This window comes from Herbiconiux moechotypicola (assembly GCF_024979255.1).
Lineage (GTDB): Bacteria > Actinomycetota > Actinomycetes > Actinomycetales > Microbacteriaceae > Herbiconiux > Herbiconiux moechotypicola.
Genome location: NZ_JANLCN010000032.1, coordinates 1 through 981, shown reverse-complemented (window position 1 = coordinate 981; position 981 = coordinate 1). Strand labels below are relative to the sequence as shown.

The 981-nt window shown below is 65.2% G+C and carries 1 protein-coding gene; it reads right to left on the bottom strand.

Going from position 1 to position 981, the window contains the following annotated elements:
• Nucleotides 1-180 precede the first annotated feature (180 nt).
• Nucleotides 181-981 (bottom strand): SDR family oxidoreductase (locus N1031_RS20380; RefSeq protein WP_310795725.1); only part of this gene is annotated, 801 nt, incomplete at its 5' end.

The following is a 981-nucleotide window of genomic DNA, read 5'->3' as shown; positions in this document are numbered from 1 at the left end:
TTATGTCAATACAAAGTGGGCACCTTCGCACTGGACACACCGGCGCGTAGACCCCGCAATGGTCCCGCGGGTCCAGCCCTCCTTTCAATGTGGCGTCCTGGTCGCCGAGCCACTCGCCGGCGACCGTTCGGCGGCCGACGTCAGCACGTTACTCGCGCCGTGTTTCATGGGAAAATGCGCTCACCAGGCGCTATAACCCCCGTCGACGATCAGGTCGATCCCGGTGCAATAGCTCGCCGCTCGTGAGAGGAGGAAGACGGTCGGCCCCACCATCTCGTGGGGTCGCGCGAAGCGGTTCATTGGTGTCTGTGCTGCGAGCCGTGCTTGCTGTCTCGCGACCTCGGGTCGTTGGTTCATCGCTGTCGAGGTGTATCCGGGGCTGAGCGAGTTCACGCGGACGCCCCGTGATGCCCACTCGGTCGCGAGCGCGGCGGACAGATGTTTCACTCCAGCCTTGGCACTGTAGTAGTGCGCCTGGTCGATGCCGGGATGTGTGGAAGTGGCCGACATCGATGCGATGTTCACGATCGAGCCATGCCCTCGGCGGAGCATGGCCCGCCCCTGCACCTGGCAGCTGAGGAATGTTCCGGTGAGGTCGACGTCGATGACCGATCGCCACTGCTCGAGGTCCAGGCTCTCGGCGGGCGCGGAGCCTGCGATCCCCGCTGCGTTCACCGCAAGGCCGAGCGGCCCCCACTCTGCCTCTGTCCGGCGCACCGCCGCCTCGAGACGCTCAGAATCAGTGATCGAGCCCGCCATGCTGATCGCGGAACGGCCCGATTCCCGGATCTGCCGTGCCGTCGCCTCACACGCGTCGGAGTCAAGGTCGAACAAGCACACATTCGCGCCGGCTGTCGCTATGCCGCGCGCAATTGCCTGTCCGATTCCCGACCCCGCTCCAGTCACAATGGCGAACTCTCCTTCGAGGGAGAACAGGCCCCGCGCGTTCACGATGCAGACACGTCTACGACAGCCGGCAGG